The organism is Thauera chlorobenzoica (genome assembly GCF_001922305.1).
Lineage (GTDB): Bacteria > Pseudomonadota > Gammaproteobacteria > Burkholderiales > Rhodocyclaceae > Thauera > Thauera chlorobenzoica.
Genome location: NZ_CP018839.1, coordinates 3,534,314 through 3,548,621, shown reverse-complemented (window position 1 = coordinate 3,548,621; position 14,308 = coordinate 3,534,314). Strand labels below are relative to the sequence as shown.

At 69.4% G+C, this 14,308-nt stretch carries 10 protein-coding genes; 4 read left to right on the top strand and 6 right to left on the bottom strand.

The genetic code is table 11. The features are described from left to right. Window positions 1-2: 2 nt before the first annotated feature. Window positions 3-923 (bottom strand): branched-chain amino acid transaminase, encoded by a 921-nt coding sequence (locus Tchl_RS16570; RefSeq protein ID WP_075149337.1) that lies wholly within the window; start codon window positions 921-923, stop codon window positions 3-5. Window positions 924-1,075: 152 nt separating this feature from the next. Between Tchl_RS16570 and Tchl_RS16565 the strand changes: the two genes are divergently transcribed. From Tchl_RS16565 to mnmA, 3 genes are all read left to right on the top strand, one after another. Next, on the top strand, window positions 1,076-1,528 hold the full coding sequence (locus Tchl_RS16565; protein ID WP_075149336.1) for an NUDIX hydrolase: 453 nt from the start codon (window positions 1,076-1,078) through the stop codon (window positions 1,526-1,528). A gap of 205 nt (window positions 1,529-1,733) precedes the next feature. Further along, window positions 1,734-2,297 carry a hypothetical protein gene (locus Tchl_RS16560; protein WP_327359891.1) on the top strand — a complete coding sequence of 188 codons (564 nt, stop codon included), beginning with the start codon at window positions 1,734-1,736 and terminating at the stop codon, window positions 2,295-2,297. 13 nt (window positions 2,298-2,310) lie between these two features. Further along, the gene (mnmA, locus tag Tchl_RS16555) at window positions 2,311-3,408 is read left to right on the top strand and encodes a tRNA 2-thiouridine(34) synthase MnmA (RefSeq protein ID WP_075149335.1); all 1,098 of its coding nucleotides are present in this window, start codon (window positions 2,311-2,313) and stop codon (window positions 3,406-3,408) included. A 20-nt stretch (window positions 3,409-3,428) separates the two neighbouring features. Here the strand turns inward: mnmA and Tchl_RS16550 are convergent, their stop codons facing one another. The 5 genes from Tchl_RS16550 to glnE all read right to left on the bottom strand — a co-directional run bounded on the left by Tchl_RS16550 (window position 3,429) and on the right by glnE (window position 10,109). Further along, window positions 3,429-4,370, bottom strand: a complete 942-nt coding sequence (locus Tchl_RS16550; RefSeq protein WP_075149334.1) for a hypothetical protein — start codon at window positions 4,368-4,370, stop codon at window positions 3,429-3,431. Between the two features lie 113 nt (window positions 4,371-4,483). Beyond that, window positions 4,484-5,059 carry a DUF2062 domain-containing protein gene (locus Tchl_RS16545; protein ID WP_075149333.1) on the bottom strand — a complete coding sequence of 192 codons (576 nt, stop codon included), beginning with the start codon at window positions 5,057-5,059 and terminating at the stop codon, window positions 4,484-4,486. Window positions 5,060-5,236: 177 nt separating this feature from the next. Continuing rightward, entirely contained in the window at window positions 5,237-5,689 is a 453-nt protein-coding gene (locus Tchl_RS16540; RefSeq protein ID WP_075149783.1) for a SixA phosphatase family protein, read from the bottom strand. A gap of 88 nt (window positions 5,690-5,777) precedes the next feature. Continuing rightward, window positions 5,778-7,310 (bottom strand): CYTH and CHAD domain-containing protein, encoded by a 1,533-nt coding sequence (locus Tchl_RS16535; protein WP_075149332.1) that lies wholly within the window; start codon window positions 7,308-7,310, stop codon window positions 5,778-5,780. A 96-nt stretch (window positions 7,311-7,406) separates the two neighbouring features. Continuing rightward, the gene (gene glnE, locus Tchl_RS16530) at window positions 7,407-10,109 is read right to left on the bottom strand and encodes a bifunctional [glutamate--ammonia ligase]-adenylyl-L-tyrosine phosphorylase/[glutamate--ammonia-ligase] adenylyltransferase (protein ID WP_075149331.1); all 2,703 of its coding nucleotides are present in this window, start codon (window positions 10,107-10,109) and stop codon (window positions 7,407-7,409) included. Window positions 10,110-10,383: 274 nt separating this feature from the next. Between glnE and Tchl_RS16525 the strand changes: the two genes are divergently transcribed. Continuing rightward, complete coding sequence (locus tag Tchl_RS16525; RefSeq protein WP_232311612.1) at window positions 10,384-14,238, top strand: YhdP family protein; 3,855 nt, start codon at window positions 10,384-10,386, stop codon at window positions 14,236-14,238. The last annotated feature ends 70 nt before the right edge of the window (window positions 14,239-14,308 follow it).

Genomic DNA, 14,308 nt, shown 5'->3' with positions numbered 1-14,308 from the left:
TGTCAGACGTGGGCCAGCCAGTGGCCGTATTCGGGCGCGCGGCCATTGACGACGTCGAAGAAGCGGGCCTGGATCTTCTCGGTGACCGGGCCGCGCCTGCCGGCGCCGATCGTGCGGTCGTCGAGTTCGCGGATCGGCGTCACTTCGGCCGCGGTGCCGGTGAAGAAGGCTTCGTCGGCGAGATAGATATCGTCGCGGGTGAGGCGCTTGGCCTGGACTTCGTAGCCGAATTCGCGCGCGATGGTGATCACCGAGTCGCGGGTGATGCCGGTCAGCGCGGAGGCGATCTCGGGTTCGAAGATCTTGCCGTCCTTGACCACGAAGAGGTTCTCGCCGGCGCCTTCGGCAACGAAGCCCTGGTTGTCGAGGAGCAGGGCCTCGTCGTAGCCCTGCTTGGTGACTTCGAGGTTGGCGAGGATCGAGTTCGGGTAGGTTGCGGCGAGCTTGGCACGTGGCATCGTCGAGTTGACGTGGTGGCGGGTGTAGGACGAGGTCTTGATGCGGATGCCTTTCTCCAGGCCTTCCTCGCCCAGGTAGGCGCCCCACGGCCAGGCTGCGATGGCCACATGCACGGTCGCGCCGCGGGTGGAGATGCCCATCTTTTCCGAGCCGTAGAAGGCGATCGGGCGCAGGTAGCAGGATTCGAGCTTGTTCGCGCGCACGACCTCCTTCTGTGCCTCCATGAGTTCATCCTTCGAGTACGGGATGTCCATCATGTAGATCTTGCCCGAGTTGATCAGGCGCTGGGTGTGCTCGGCGAGGCGGAAGATGGCGGTTCCGGAGACGGTGTTGTAGGCGCGTACGCCTTCGAAGACGGCCAGCCCGTAGTGCAGGGAATGGGTCAGCACGTGGGTGGTCGCTTCGCGCCACGGAACGAGCTTGCCGTCTTGCCAGATGAAACCGTCACGATCAGCCATGGACATGATCAAAATCTCCGCCTGTATCAAGAATGAATGGGGTCCGCGGTGTGCGGGCGCCGAGCCGCGCAATTCTAGCGCAAAGCGCTCGCCCGGGCGGCGGCGTGGACCGCGGCACGGGGTAAAATGCGCCCCCTGTCCTGGCGGAGTGGCGAGACGTGAAAGAGCGCAGCTGGAAACCCAATGTCACCGTTGCCGCAGTGATCGAGCGCGACGGCCGCTTTCTGCTGGTCGAGGAGGAAACGCCCGAAGGGCTGCGCTTCAATCAGCCGGCAGGCCATCTGGAAGAGGGCGAGTCGCTGCTCGAAGCGGTCGTGCGCGAAACGCTCGAAGAGACCGCCCACCGCTTTACTCCGGAATACCTGGTCGGGGTCTACCAATGGACCCGGCCGCAGGGCGACATCACCTACCTGCGCTTCGCCTTCGGCGGGCGGGTCGATGGCGAGGTGTCCGGGCGGCGCCTCGACGACGGTATCGTGCGTGCGCTGTGGCTGACGCCCGACGAACTGCGCGCCACGGCCGAGCGCCACCGCAGTCCGATGATCCTGCAGTGCGTCGACGACTGGGTCGCCGGGCAGCGTTTCCCGCTGTCGCTGCTGCGCCATTACTGATGTGCGGGGGATGCGGATGGGGGTGATCCGGCGGTGGCTCCTGGCCCTTGCCGTCTTCCTTCCTGCCTTCTTCTCCGCCCCCTTGGCTGCCGGCCTGTCGCCACGGGCGGGCGCGGCCGGTCCGGAAATGGCGAGGGCGGCGGCGGGGGCGGGGGCGCGGTTCGATATCTGCTATAACTACGGCTGCCGGCGTGAGGAGACGGTCGTGATCGACCCTGGGCAGCTCGAGCGGGTGCGCCGCAAACTGGCCCGGGCCGGGGACGCCTCTGGCGAGCGTGCCGCCCTGGCCGAAGTGCTGGGCTGGCTGTACCGGGGGGCGGGAACGCAGACGCCGGTCGGCGCCGACCGGCGCGGCAACCTGCTCGATGGTGGGGGCGAGGGGCGCATGGATTGCATCGACCATTCCGTCTCGACGACCCGCATGCTGCAGCTGCTCGAGGCGCGTGGTTGGCTGCGTTTTCACCGGGTGCTGCCGCGCGCGCGGCGCAGTCGTCTGATCTTCCAGCACTTCAGCGCCGCGATCGAGGAACTGCCTCCTCCCGCGCGGGCGCCTGCGGAGCCGGAAATTCCGGATCACGTGGCGACTTTGCTCGCCCTGTGCGACTGCTCCGATGTAGTGCACGACATCCCCACGGAAGCGCGGGCCGAGATGCCGGCGGCGGTGGGGGCACATTATGCGGTCGATAGCTGGTTCGTCGACAATGGCGAGGCGGCAATCGTGTTGCCGCTCGCTGAATGGCTCAATGGAGGTGGACCGGATGTCCAGTAAGGATGTGGGTGGGATGAAGGTGGTCGTCGGCATGTCCGGCGGGGTCGATTCGTCGGTGACCGCGCTGCTGCTCAAGCAGCAGGGCTACCAGGTGACCGGCCTGTTCATGAAGAACTGGGAGGACGACGACGATTCCGAATATTGCTCGAGCCGGCAGGATCTGGTCGACGTCGCCTCGGTGTGCGACGTCATCGGCATCGACCTCGAGGTGGTGAACTTCAGCGCCGAATACAAGGACCGCGTGTTCGCCGACTTCCTGCGCGAGTACGAGGCCGGGCGCACGCCCAACCCCGACATCCTGTGCAACTCCGAGATCAAGTTCCGCTGCTTTCTCGACCATGCGCTGCAGCTCGGTGCCGAGCGCATCGCCACCGGCCACTACGCCCAGGTGCGCGAGTGGACCAACGACGGGCGCAGCGAGTACCAGCTGCTGAAGGCCGAGGACGGCACCAAGGACCAGAGCTACTTCCTCTACCGGCTGAACCAGGCGCAGCTGGCGAAGACGCTGTTTCCGCTCGGCACCCTGTACAAGCGCGAGGTGCGCCGGATCGCCGAGCAGGCGGGCCTGCACGTGGCCACCAAGAAGGATTCGACCGGCATCTGCTTCATCGGCGAGCGCCCGTTCCGCGAGTTCCTGATGCGCTACCTGCCGACCCAGCCGGGCGAGATCCGCGCGCTCGACGACGAGCGCGTGCTCGGCGAGCACCAGGGGCTGATGTACCACACCATCGGTCAGCGCAAGGGGCTGCTGATCGGTGGCATCAAGGGCAACCAGGACGAGGCCGGTGAGCACGAGGCCTGGTACGTGGCGAAGAAGGACGTCCAGGCCAACGTGCTCTACGTGGTGCAGGGCCATGAGCATCCAGCGCTACTGCGCGACCGCCTGGTGGCCACCGACCTCAACTGGATCGCCGGCCGCGACCCCCACACCCACTGGGTGTACACCGCCAAGCCGCGCTACCGCACACCCGACATGCCGTGCGAGATCGACCGTATCGCCGGCGGCCGCGCCGAGATCGCCTTCGCTCAGCCGCAGTGGGCGCTCACCCCGGGGCAGAGCGTGGTGGTGTACGAGTCGAACGTGTGCCTGGGCGGCGGCGTGATCGCGTGAGTGCCTGAGCCGGCGTGGTTTCAGCGCCGTTCGCCGATCGTGGTGAACGGCGCGTAGGTGGCGCCCTGCGCGAGGGCGGTGAATGTTTCGCAGCGCGCGATGTATTCGCGCGCGCTCTTGGGCATGGTGACGCGGGCACGGGTGATATCGGTGAGCAGGTCGCGCCCCTGCAGGATCAGGCGCATGCCATCGCTGGCGAGTTGGCGCTCGTGCGCACTCGAGGCCGGGGACAGCCCGGGCGCGATCGCGGCGAGCCGTTCGGAGGCGACGACGAAATCCGCCCACACGTCGAAGATTTCGGAGTCGGTACGCAAGGTCTCGCACTTGATCTTGGCGAGGCGGACGAAGTCGGCGATGAGGGGTTCGATGCCGCGAAACAGCGGGGTGGAGCCGAACGCGCCCGCCATTGCCCCGGCGATGCGGTCGAGGTCGCGCAGGGCCTGGGCGATCTTGATGTAGCGGCTTTCATAGAACGCCTCGACCGGAATCGAGAAGGCGCGGAACGGCTCGCCCCACAGCTCGTCGATGCCTTCGTCCCCGCTGCGGTGCAGCACGAGGCGGCCGAGGGTCAGCGCCTCGCGCAGGCACAGACCGCATTCGCGCATCAGGGCGTTGTCCGAGTCGATCTCGATGCCCAGTTCCTGCAGTTCGACGAGCTTGGTGAAGATGTCGGTGGCGCGGTTGAACAGCGCGCCGGCGAACATCGCGCCCTTGACCCGCTTGCGCGCCGGATCCTGTTCTGCTTCGTAGGTCCTGCGGGCGTCGTCGAGCCGTTTTCCGGGGATGTTGATACCGTGCTCGACATGGTTGAACAGGCGCCGGGTGAGGGCCTGGATCAACTGTTTCTTGGCGGTCAGGGAGTCGGCGGGAGGGTCGTAGACCTTGATCCAGTAACCGTCGTAATGGACCCGACGGACGCCGTCGATGACAGCCAGGGTGCCGTCGGGAGTGGGGGCGTTCATTGCCGTGCTTGGTTCGGTCGCGATGAGCAGGGAAGGAAGGATACGCCTGCGTCCCGTGCTTGTGTGAATCGGGCCGCCGTGGCGCGGCTCCTGCGCCTGCCCGGTGAGCGGGTTCAGGCGCTGCCGAGCGGCCCGGGGGGCGTGGCCTTGGGGCGCAGCTGCCGGCTGCGGCGTGCGTGCCGCCACTTGTTCGTCACCCTGATGCGCCAGAACAGCTGAGTGCCCCAGTAGCCGAGGGTTGCGCCGGTGACGGCCATGATCAGCATGCCGACCAGCAAGGGCTGGCCGATGCCGGTGACCCAGTGCCAAGCCTGGGCGAACGAGTCGATCATGCGGATCGGTGCTTCGAGCTCGTCAGGCGTCAGTTCGGCCGGCATGCGCGTGCCGATCACCCCGGCTCCGAGCCGGTAGGCGAAGTAATAAAGGGGGCCGTAGGTCAGGGGGTTGCTGATCAACGTGGACACGGCGGCGATCCACAGGTTGCCGCGCAGCAGCAGCGAAGCCATAGCCGCGGCGGGGATCTGTGCGATCGGGATCATCAGCCCGAAGAACACGCCCATGGCAACGCCGCGGGCGACCGCGCGACGATTGATGTGCCACAGCAACGGGTCGTGGATGCGCGGCCCGAGCCAGCGCAGCAGGCGGCTGCGCTTGATGGCGTCATGGGAGGGCAAGAAGCGTTCGAGCATGTTCCGTTCCGGGCCGAAGGAGGCATCTTACGCATTGCGCTGGAAAGCACAAGCGGCAGCTTCGGGGGCTCATCGCGGCGTGTCGGGCGAGAGCTTCCGGAAACCGCATCCGAGCCATGAGACCGATCGCGGGGGCAGGAATTCACCCCCTCCGCGGCCGCGGCGGGAGGTGCTGCGCTAGGCAAGCTCGGAAGGGATCACCGCGCGCAGTACGGTCTGGGTTTCGCCTTCACGGACGCGGTTGGTGAACCACCACAGGGCGCCTTTCTTGATCGTCCAGTCGGCTTCGGTGCCGGACAGCAGCAGCGCGGCGAGGCGGCCGAGCGCGGGCTGATGGCCGACGATCAGGGTGGCGCCGCTGGCATCGGGCCAGCCGCTGGCAGCGAGCAGGTCGGCGACGCTGCCGTCCGGGCCGAGCCCGGCGACGACGCGGAAGTCGTCGGTGAAGGCCGCTGCGGTCTGGCGCGTGCGCAGGCTGGGGCTGGCCAGCACCCGCAGCGCCTTGGGACGGTGCGCTTCGATCCAGTGCGCCATGCGCTGGGCCTGCTTGAGGCCGCGGGCGGTGAGTGCGCGGGTGTGGTCGGGGATGCCGTCGGCGGCTTCCGCATGGCGCCAGAGCAGCAGGTCCATGTATGTCTCCCTGGGGTCGAGGGCCGGCATCATCGGTGTTTCATGTTGCGGCCCGATGACGGCGGCGGCACGCCGGGGCTGTGCCGCCTCACCACGGCTTGCGCCCATGCACCAGGGGGCTGCAGTCGCGGATCACCCGGTGGCGCAGGCGGGCGTAGCGCGGGGCATGCCAGCCGAGCACGAACGCGGCGGCAGGGGCGATCGCGGCCTGGGCCGCAGTCCATTGCGCGAGCCGGGCGCGGGCGGCATCGACATCCTGCAGGAAGCCGAGCGTGGCCTGGGCGCGGGCGAGTCGTTCCTGGTAGCGCTTCATCGCCCTGGCCGGAAACAGCGGGGCGAAGAATTCGGCGCCGTAGCGCAACTGCTTGAAATCGATCCGCAGCGCGTGAAGGGCGGTGGGCTCGCGGGTGGCGGCGGCGTCGAGCTGTCGTCGTCCGCGTTTGCGCAGGCGCTCCAGGCGCAGGCGGGCGAAGGTGCGCAGGTCGGCAGCCTCGAGCAGGTTGTTGCTTGCCAGCCGCTCCAGGGCAAGGGTGAATTCGAGCAGCAGCCGGCCCTGGGCGGCGAGCTCGAGCGCGTGCGCGGTGAGGTGTCGTGCATCCGTCCGCGCGTTTTCGGCGGTCTTGATCAATAGCGCCATGGCGTCGGCGTCGGCCAGCCCTTCGGTGCGGACCGTTGCGAGCAGTTCGGAGCAGAACACGTCAAGGTCGCGGGCAGCGCCGAAGCGGTTGGCATTGTCGCGCAGGCGGGCATTCCAGGTGGCGACGAAGCCGACCGGCAGGGCGGGAGCAAAGATTTTGAGCAGGGCACGCAGGCGGCGCTGCGAGACCCGCAACTGATGGATGTACTCGGAGAGGGTCGCATCCGGGGAGGTGTGGGCGGATGCCGCGGTGGCGTTGGCCTGCCACTGGCGTACGCAGGCCAGCGCCAGGCTGCGGAAGGCACCGATCAGGCTGTCGCCGGCGGCGATCGTGGAAGGCTCGCTGCGGCAGGGTGCGGGCGGCGGTGCGTCGAGGAACAGCCGGTAGCCGCGCTCGGCCTTGGAAAGGTCTGCCGGCATCAGCGGCAGGCCCTGTGCCAGCGCGCAGGCGAGTTCGAGCAGATCGGCGGGCAGGCCCTGTTCGAGTTCGAGCTCCAGCTCGCAGATCGGCGCCCGGCGCTCGACCCCTTCGGGTGTGCTCAGGACGACTTCACCGGTGTCGATCATCAGCAGGATGGCGAGCCCTTCGCGGGGGGAATGGCGCCGGGTCTCGCGGCGAAAGCGGGTGGTGAACACCGGCACCAGGGCGTCGTGATGACGGTCGAGCAGGCGGCGTGCCGCGGGGTCGGTGACGGCGGAAAAGTCGAAGGCGCCGGTGTAGGCCTGCTCCCATTCCGGACGTTGCGACAAGCCGCCGCTGGAGAGTGCCGCGCATTTCACCGTCTGCAGTGCGCGCCGGCCCTGGCGGCGGATGCGCACGGCGACCTTGTGCGCCTTGAGCTGCAGGGTTGGCGTGTCGTAATAGGTGTTGTCGAGGGTGACGGCGTTGCCCAGACGGGTCGCTGCCGCCACCAGCGGGTGGCGGCGCAATGCCGGCAAGGCGCTGTGCGGCAGGGCAAGCTTGAGTTCGATTTCGCGGCTCATGGGGGGCAGGCGGTGACGGTGGTGGCCGCTGAATTCTAGTCGCAGTGCCGCCGGGCGTCATGGTCGCGGCCATGGCAGGGAGATGGCGCCGGGGGCTCAGGTTCCGAATACGGTGTCCCACAAGGCCAGCACTGGCTGCCGGGCGCGTCCGGCTTCGTCCGGATCGACCCGCGAGGGGCGGTCGTTGAGACGCTGGCGGTGCTGCAGGCGGCGCAGCTCGCGATAACTGTCGGCGCAGGCGGCGGCGAGTGCGGGGGGAATCAGCCCGAGCTCACCGGCGATGCGCAGCAGGGCGATGTTGCCGAGGTTGCCGGTGAGCGGGGGATGGGCGTGGGCGTGGCCGAGCACCAGATACTGGATCAGGAACTCGACGTCGATGAGGCCGCCGGGGTCGTGCTTGAGATCGAACAGGGCGCTCTTGCCGCCGTGGGCATCGCGCATCTTCTGGCGCATCGCCAGCACTTCGGTGCGCAGGGCGCCGAGCTCGCGCGGCAGGCGCAGGACTTCGTCGCGGATGCGCTCGAAGGCCTCGCCGATCGCGCGCTCGCCGGCGGAAAAGCGCGCCCGGGTGAGGGCCTGATGTTCCCACACCCAGGCCGACTCGAGCTGGTATTTGCGGAAGGCCTCGAGCGAGGTGGCGATCATTCCCGCTTCGCCGTTGGGGCGCAGGCGCAGGTCGGTCTCGAACAGCTGCCCGGCGGCGGTCTGGCTGGAGAGCCAGGTGTTGGTGCGCTGCGCCAGGCGGGTATAGACCTCGGGCGCTTCGGGCGCGTCGTCGTCGTAGAGGAAGACGATGTCCAGATCCGAGGCGTAGCCCAGCTCCTTGCCGCCGAGCTTGCCGTAGCTGATCACGGCGAAGCGTGGCGCGTCGCGGTGGCGGATCTTGATCTTGCGCCAGCACAGCGGCACGGTCAGGTCGAGCATCAGGTCGGCCAGCTCGGAGAGGTGGTCGGCGAGCTTCTCCACCGTCAGCAGGCCGGCGAGGTCCTGGGTCAGCAGGCGGAACACCTGGGCGTGGTGCTGCTCGCGCATCAGGTCCATCTGGCGTTCCATGTCGGGCTCGAGGGCGTCCAGTTCGGTGCCGAGGCTGCTGCGCAGGGCGGGCCAGTCGGGCGGGGCTTCGAGGTTGCGGGCGTCGAGCATCTCGTCGAGCAGGATCGGGTGACGGGCGAGGAACTGCGCCCCCCAGCGCGAGGCGCCCATCAGGTCGGCGACCCGGCGCAGGGCCTGCGGATATTGCTGGAGCAGGGCGAGGTAGGCGCCGCGGCGGCCGATCGCCTCCATCAGGTCGAGGCAGCGCGCCAGGGTGTCGTCTGGCCCCGGGGTGCCGGCGGCGGCCTCGATCAGGCGCGGCATCAGCGCATCGAAGCGGCTCTTGATGTTGTTCGGTAGCTGGCGGTAGCGTGGGCTGGCGTGGATTGCGGCGAGGCGCTCGGCGCCGGCCCGGGGGTGGCGGTAGCCCAGTTCGCCGAGCGCGGGGACGACGCTGTCGAGATCTTCGGCATGCGCCCAGGTGGCGTCCAGGCTGTGGTCCTCCTCCGAAGGGTCGCCGAAGACGCGGTCGAAATGATGGCTCACCCGCGTGCGATGGGCTTCGAGCGTGGCGAGCAGCGCGGGGTAGTCGGCAAAGCCCATCGCTTCGGCGATCAGCGCCTGGTCGCCGTCGCTGGCGGGCAGGTCGTGGGTCTGGGCGTCGTCGACATATTGCAGGCGGTGTTCCAGCCGGCGCAGGAATTCATAGGCGGTGGACAATTCGGCCACGGTTTCAGCGTCCAGGATGCCGCGTTCGGGCAGCAGGGCGAGCGCCTTCAGCGTCGGACGCACCTGCAAGGCGGTGTCGCGGCCGCCGCGGATGAGCTGGAAGACCTGGGCGAGGAACTCGATCTCACGGATGCCCCCCGGGCCGAGCTTGATGTTGTTGATGCGGTCGCGGCGCGTGACTTCGCGGCGGATTTGCGCGTGCAGACTGCGCATCGCATTGATCGCGCCGAAGTCGAGGTATTTGCGGAACACGAAGGGGCGGGCGATGTTCTGCAGTTCGGTCCAGCGCTCGCCACGCAGCACCCGCGCCTTGATCCAGGCGTAACGCTCCCACTCGCGGCCCTGGGTCATGAAGTAGTTCTCGAGCATGTCGAAGCTGCACACCAGCGGGCCAGAGTCGCCGTTCGGGCGCAGGCGCATGTCGACGCGGAAGACCTGGCCGTGCTCGGTGATATCGGCCAGGGCCTGGATCAGCTGCTTGCCCAGGCGCTCGAAGAATTCGAAGTTGCTGATGACCTTGGCGCCGCCGGTGTCGCCGTCTTCGGGGTAGACGAAGATCAGGTCGATGTCGGAGGAGACGTTGAGCTCGCGTCCGCCGAGCTTGCCCATGCCGATCACCAGCAGCTCCTGCTCCCAGCCGGTCGGCGACAGCGGCTGGCCGTAGCGCTGCACGAGGGCGGTGCGCAGCACCTGGTGGGCATGGCGCACAGCGACTTCGGCGAGCACGGTCATGGTTTCGGTCACTTCGTCCAGGGACGCTCCCCGGACGAGATCGCGCACGATCAGGTGGCACAGCACCCAGATCCGCAACTGCCGCAGCACCGGGCGCAATGCGGCTTCGGCGCCGCCGGGCGCGGTTTCGCGGGCGGCGATGAAGCGCTGCATCGGTTCGGCGGCGAGCGGGCGGTCGATGCTGGCGGCGAGCGCCGCGGCCAGCCAGGGCTGGCTGTCGAGCATGCGCGCGAGGTAGCGCGAGAAGCGGCGCGCGCAGGATACGGCCTGCAGGCCCTCGTCGGGCGCGCTGGAGGGGGAAGACATGGCCGGGCTCCGGTGCGGGCGTGGCGATCGTTGGTAGAATGCAGACCGAATCGACCATGATCCGGCCGCGCGTGGGCAGAAAGCATATTCTAGCCGTGCCCACCGCCCGTTGGCGTGGCGATGGAATGTTCCGGTGGGGGACTGGCGTGCCGCAGTGTGCACCTCGCGTCACCCGCCGGCCCGAGTCCCGGCCAGATCGGCCGGAAACCCGATCGCGAGCGAACTTCTGGCCCCGCCCCGCCCCGCCCCTTCAGGCCGTGAATCCGCACCGCGGGTGCCGTGGCGCGCGCGCGCGCGCCTGCTCGGCAAGTGGGGGCTGCGCGCAGCGGTGACGCTGTGGTTCGCATTCGCGGTGCTGGTGCTCGCCACCCGGCACCTGCTGCTGCCGGCGGTGGGCGAGTTTCGCGAACGGATCGCAGCGGCGGCGAGCGCGGGGCTCGGCCTGCCGGTGTCGATCGCAGCGATCGAGGGGGATTGGGTGGGGTGGCGTCCCCGGCTGCAACTCAGCGGATTGCGCATCGCCGACGCCGAAGGCCGTCCGGCATTGTCCTTGCCCAGGGTCGACGCCACGCTGGCGTGGTCGTCGCTGCTTCGCCTGCGGCCTTATTTCCATCGCCTCGAGATCGACGCACCGGAACTGGTCGCGCGACGCGCCGGGGACGGCGCCTTGTTCGTCGCCGGTCTGCCGCTGCAGGGGGGAGAGGGGCAGGGGGGGGGGCTGCAGTGGCTGCTGGCGCAGCGCCAGATCGTCATTCACGGCGCCCGGCTGCGGTGGTCGGACGAAATGCGGGCGGCGCCCGAACTCGAACTCGAGCAGGTCGAGTTCCGCCTCGACCAGCGTTCCGCACCCGCCCGTTTCGCACTGCGCGCACAGCCGCCGCAAGCGCTTGCATCGATGCTGGAGCTGCGCGGCGAGCTCGCGCACTTCGATCCCGAGGTGCTGCAGGCGTCGGCCGGGCGGCTGTATCTTGCACTGGATCGGGCCGACCTCGGCGGTTGGCGGCCCTGGGTCGATTACCCGCTGCCGGTGAGCGGACGCGGCAGCGTGCGGGCCTGGCTCGACTCCGACGGCAAGGGCGAAACTGCGCTGACCGCCGATTTCGCGCTCGACGATGTCCGTACCCGTCTTGCCGGGGATCTGCCCGAACTCGCGGTCGCCCGCCTCGACGGCCGCCTCGCCTTCGAGCGTGCGCCCCGTGGGGTCGTGCTGCGCGCGCGCCGGCTGGTGCTGCAGGCCGAGGCCGGGCTGGTGCTCGAACCCGGGGATGTCGAGCTGCGCCTGGAGCACAACCCCGACGGTGCTGCCGCGGGCGGAAGCCTGGTTGCCGGGGAGCTGGATTTCGCCGCGCTGGCCGGGCTGGCTGCGTATCTGCCGCTCGATACGGCGCTGCGCGAGCGGCTCGCCGGCTTCGCCCCGCAGGGCCGCCTGAACGACCTGCGCCTGAGCTGGCGGGGCACGACCGCTGCGCCGCAGGCCTGGACCCTGTCCACTGGCTTCGCCGGCATCGGCGTGCTCGCCCGCGACGGCCTGCCGGGGCTGGGGGGGCTGGCGGGAACGATCGAGGGGAATCAGAGTCGTGGCCGGTTCAGGATCGATGGCCAGGGCGCCCATGTGGAGTTGCCCGAAGTGTTCGAAAGCGGGCGTCTGGCGTTCGACCGTCTGCGCGCCGAAGGAGGCTGGCTCGAACGCGAGGGCCGGCTCGAGATCGCCCTCGACCGCGCCGAATTCGACAACGCCGATGCCGCCGGCAGTGCTTCCGGACGCTACTGGCCGCAGCCCGGGGGCGCGGGGGAAATCGACCTGCAGGCCCGCCTCGACCGTGCCGCCGGGACGGCGGTGTGGCGCTACCTGCCGCGCGTGGTCAACCGCGATACCCACGACTGGGTGCGCAACGCGATTCTCGCGGCTGCGGTGCCCGAGGCACGGTTGCGCCTGCGCGGCCGCCTGGAGGATTTTCCTTTCCGCGACGGCGAGGGCCAGTTCCTGGTGTCGGTCCGGGTGGCCGATGGGGTGCTCGACTATGCGCCGGGGTGGCCCCGGATCGACGGCATCCACGGCGAGCTGCGCTTCGAGGGGCCGGGGATGCACATCGACGCCGAGCGGGCCCGTATCCTGGGAGTGGATCTGTCCGGCGTGCGGGTCGACGTCCCCGAGCTCGATCAGCGCCCCAGCGAGATCATGACCATTACCGGGCGGGCGCAAGGCCCGACCGCGGAATTCCTCCGCTTCGTGTCGGCGAGTCCGGTGTCGGCGCGCATCGGCGGGTTCACCGACGGCATGCAGGCCGAAGGGCGCGGAGAGCTGGCGCTGAAGCTGGTGATGCCTTTGCGCGACCTGGGAGAAACCGGGGTCGAAGGCGAGTTCCGCTTCGCCGACAACCGGGTTTCGATCATCGCCGGGCTGCCGCCACTGGAGGGGGCGGGCGGGCGGCTGCGCTTTACCGCCGACTCGTTGTCGATGCCCGAAGCGCGCGCGCGACTGTTCGGCCATCCGCTGCGGGTGAGCGCGCGTACCGCCGCCGACGGCGGAGTGCGTTTCGAAGCCGAAGGCAAGGCGGCGGTTTCGGCTTTGCGCGCCGCCTATGCGCAGCCGGCGCTCGACAACCTCTCCGGCACCCTCGACTGGAAGATGCTGATCGGCATCGGCAAGAGCGGAACACGGGGGGAGTTCAGCTCCGACCTGGCGGGGCTGGTCTCCAGCCTGCCCGCACCGCTCAACAAGTCGGGAACGGAGCGTTGGCCGCTGCAGCTGATGTTCGAGTATCCCGCGGGGCAGGCGTCGACCACGATCACCCTGCAGCTCGGTACCCTCGCCCGGGCCGAACTGCAGCGCAGCTCAGCGGCCTGGACCTCGCTCGCCGGGGGGGTGGCGCTTGGCCGCGCGACGGCCGATGCCGTGCCCGCCTCGACCCGTGGGGTGCGCATCGCTGCGGTTCTCGACCGGCTCGACTTCGATGCCTGGCGGCGGGTGCTCGAAGACGGCGAGGACGCCGCCGACGAGGTGGGCGAGGAGGAGGCCGGGGGGGGCGCCGAAGCGGCTGGCGGCCTGCCCCTTGGCGGCATCACTTTGGCGGCCGACGAGGTCCTCGCCTTCGGCCACAGCCTGAAGGCGGTGGATCTGCGCGCGGTGGCCGATCCCGGCGGCTGGAAGGCCCGGCTCGACAGCGACCTCGCCGAAGGCGACTTCGACTGGCGCAGGGCGGGCGGTGGCGCCTTGTCCGCCCGCTTCCGGCATTTGTCCGTCGGTAGCGAAGGCGAGCCGGGCGAGCCCGATGGCGGTGAGGAAATCCATACTCCGCCGCGCCGGCTGCCGGCACTGGACGTGGTGGCCGAACGCTTCCGCCTGCGCGGGCTGGAACTGGGGCGGCTCGAAGTGTTCGCCCGCAATCGCGGGGGACTGTGGCAGCTCGAACGCTTCGCGCTCGACAACCCCGATGGCCGGCTGGCGGGCAAGGGGCAGTGGCAGGCGGCCGGGCGCCAGCGCACGCAGATGACGTTCCGCCTGGAAACCGCCGATGTCGGGCGCCTTTCGCGCCGCCTGGGCTATCCCGATGTGGTGCGCGGCGGGGCGGCGACGGTGGCCGGCGACATTGGCTGGGAGGGCGCGCCGACGCGCATCGACTATCCGTCGCTGGCCGGCCGGCTGACCCTGGAGACGGGCGCCGGCCAGTTCAACAAGCTCGAGCCCGGTGTCGGCCGCCTGCTCGGCATCCTCAGCCTGCAGTCGCTGCCGCGGCGCATCACGCTGGATTTTCGCGATGTGTTTTCGGAAGGATTCGCCTTCGATCGCATTTCCGGTAGCATCGACGTGGCTGCCGGGGTGTTGCGCACCGAGGAGCTTGAAATCCGCGGGCCTGCTGCGCGGATCAGGATGAGCGGCGCGACCGACCTGGTGGCGGAGACCCAGGATCTGCGGGTCTTCGTGCAGCCGACGCTGTCGGAGTCGGTCGCGATCGGCGCCGCGGCCGGGCTGCTCAACCCTGCGGTCGGGGTCGCGGCCTATCTGGCGCAGAAGGTGCTCAGCGACCCGATCGAAAAGCTCTTCGCCTTTGAATACGCCGTCAGCGGCACCTGGACCGACCCGCAGGTCGTCAAGCGCGGCAGCGTCGAACTGCCGCCGGCCCAATAGCGCGCCCGGCGCTGCCGGGGCCGCATCTGCGGGCTGGGCCGCCGGTTCTGCGCCTGCCTCTCTTCCGACC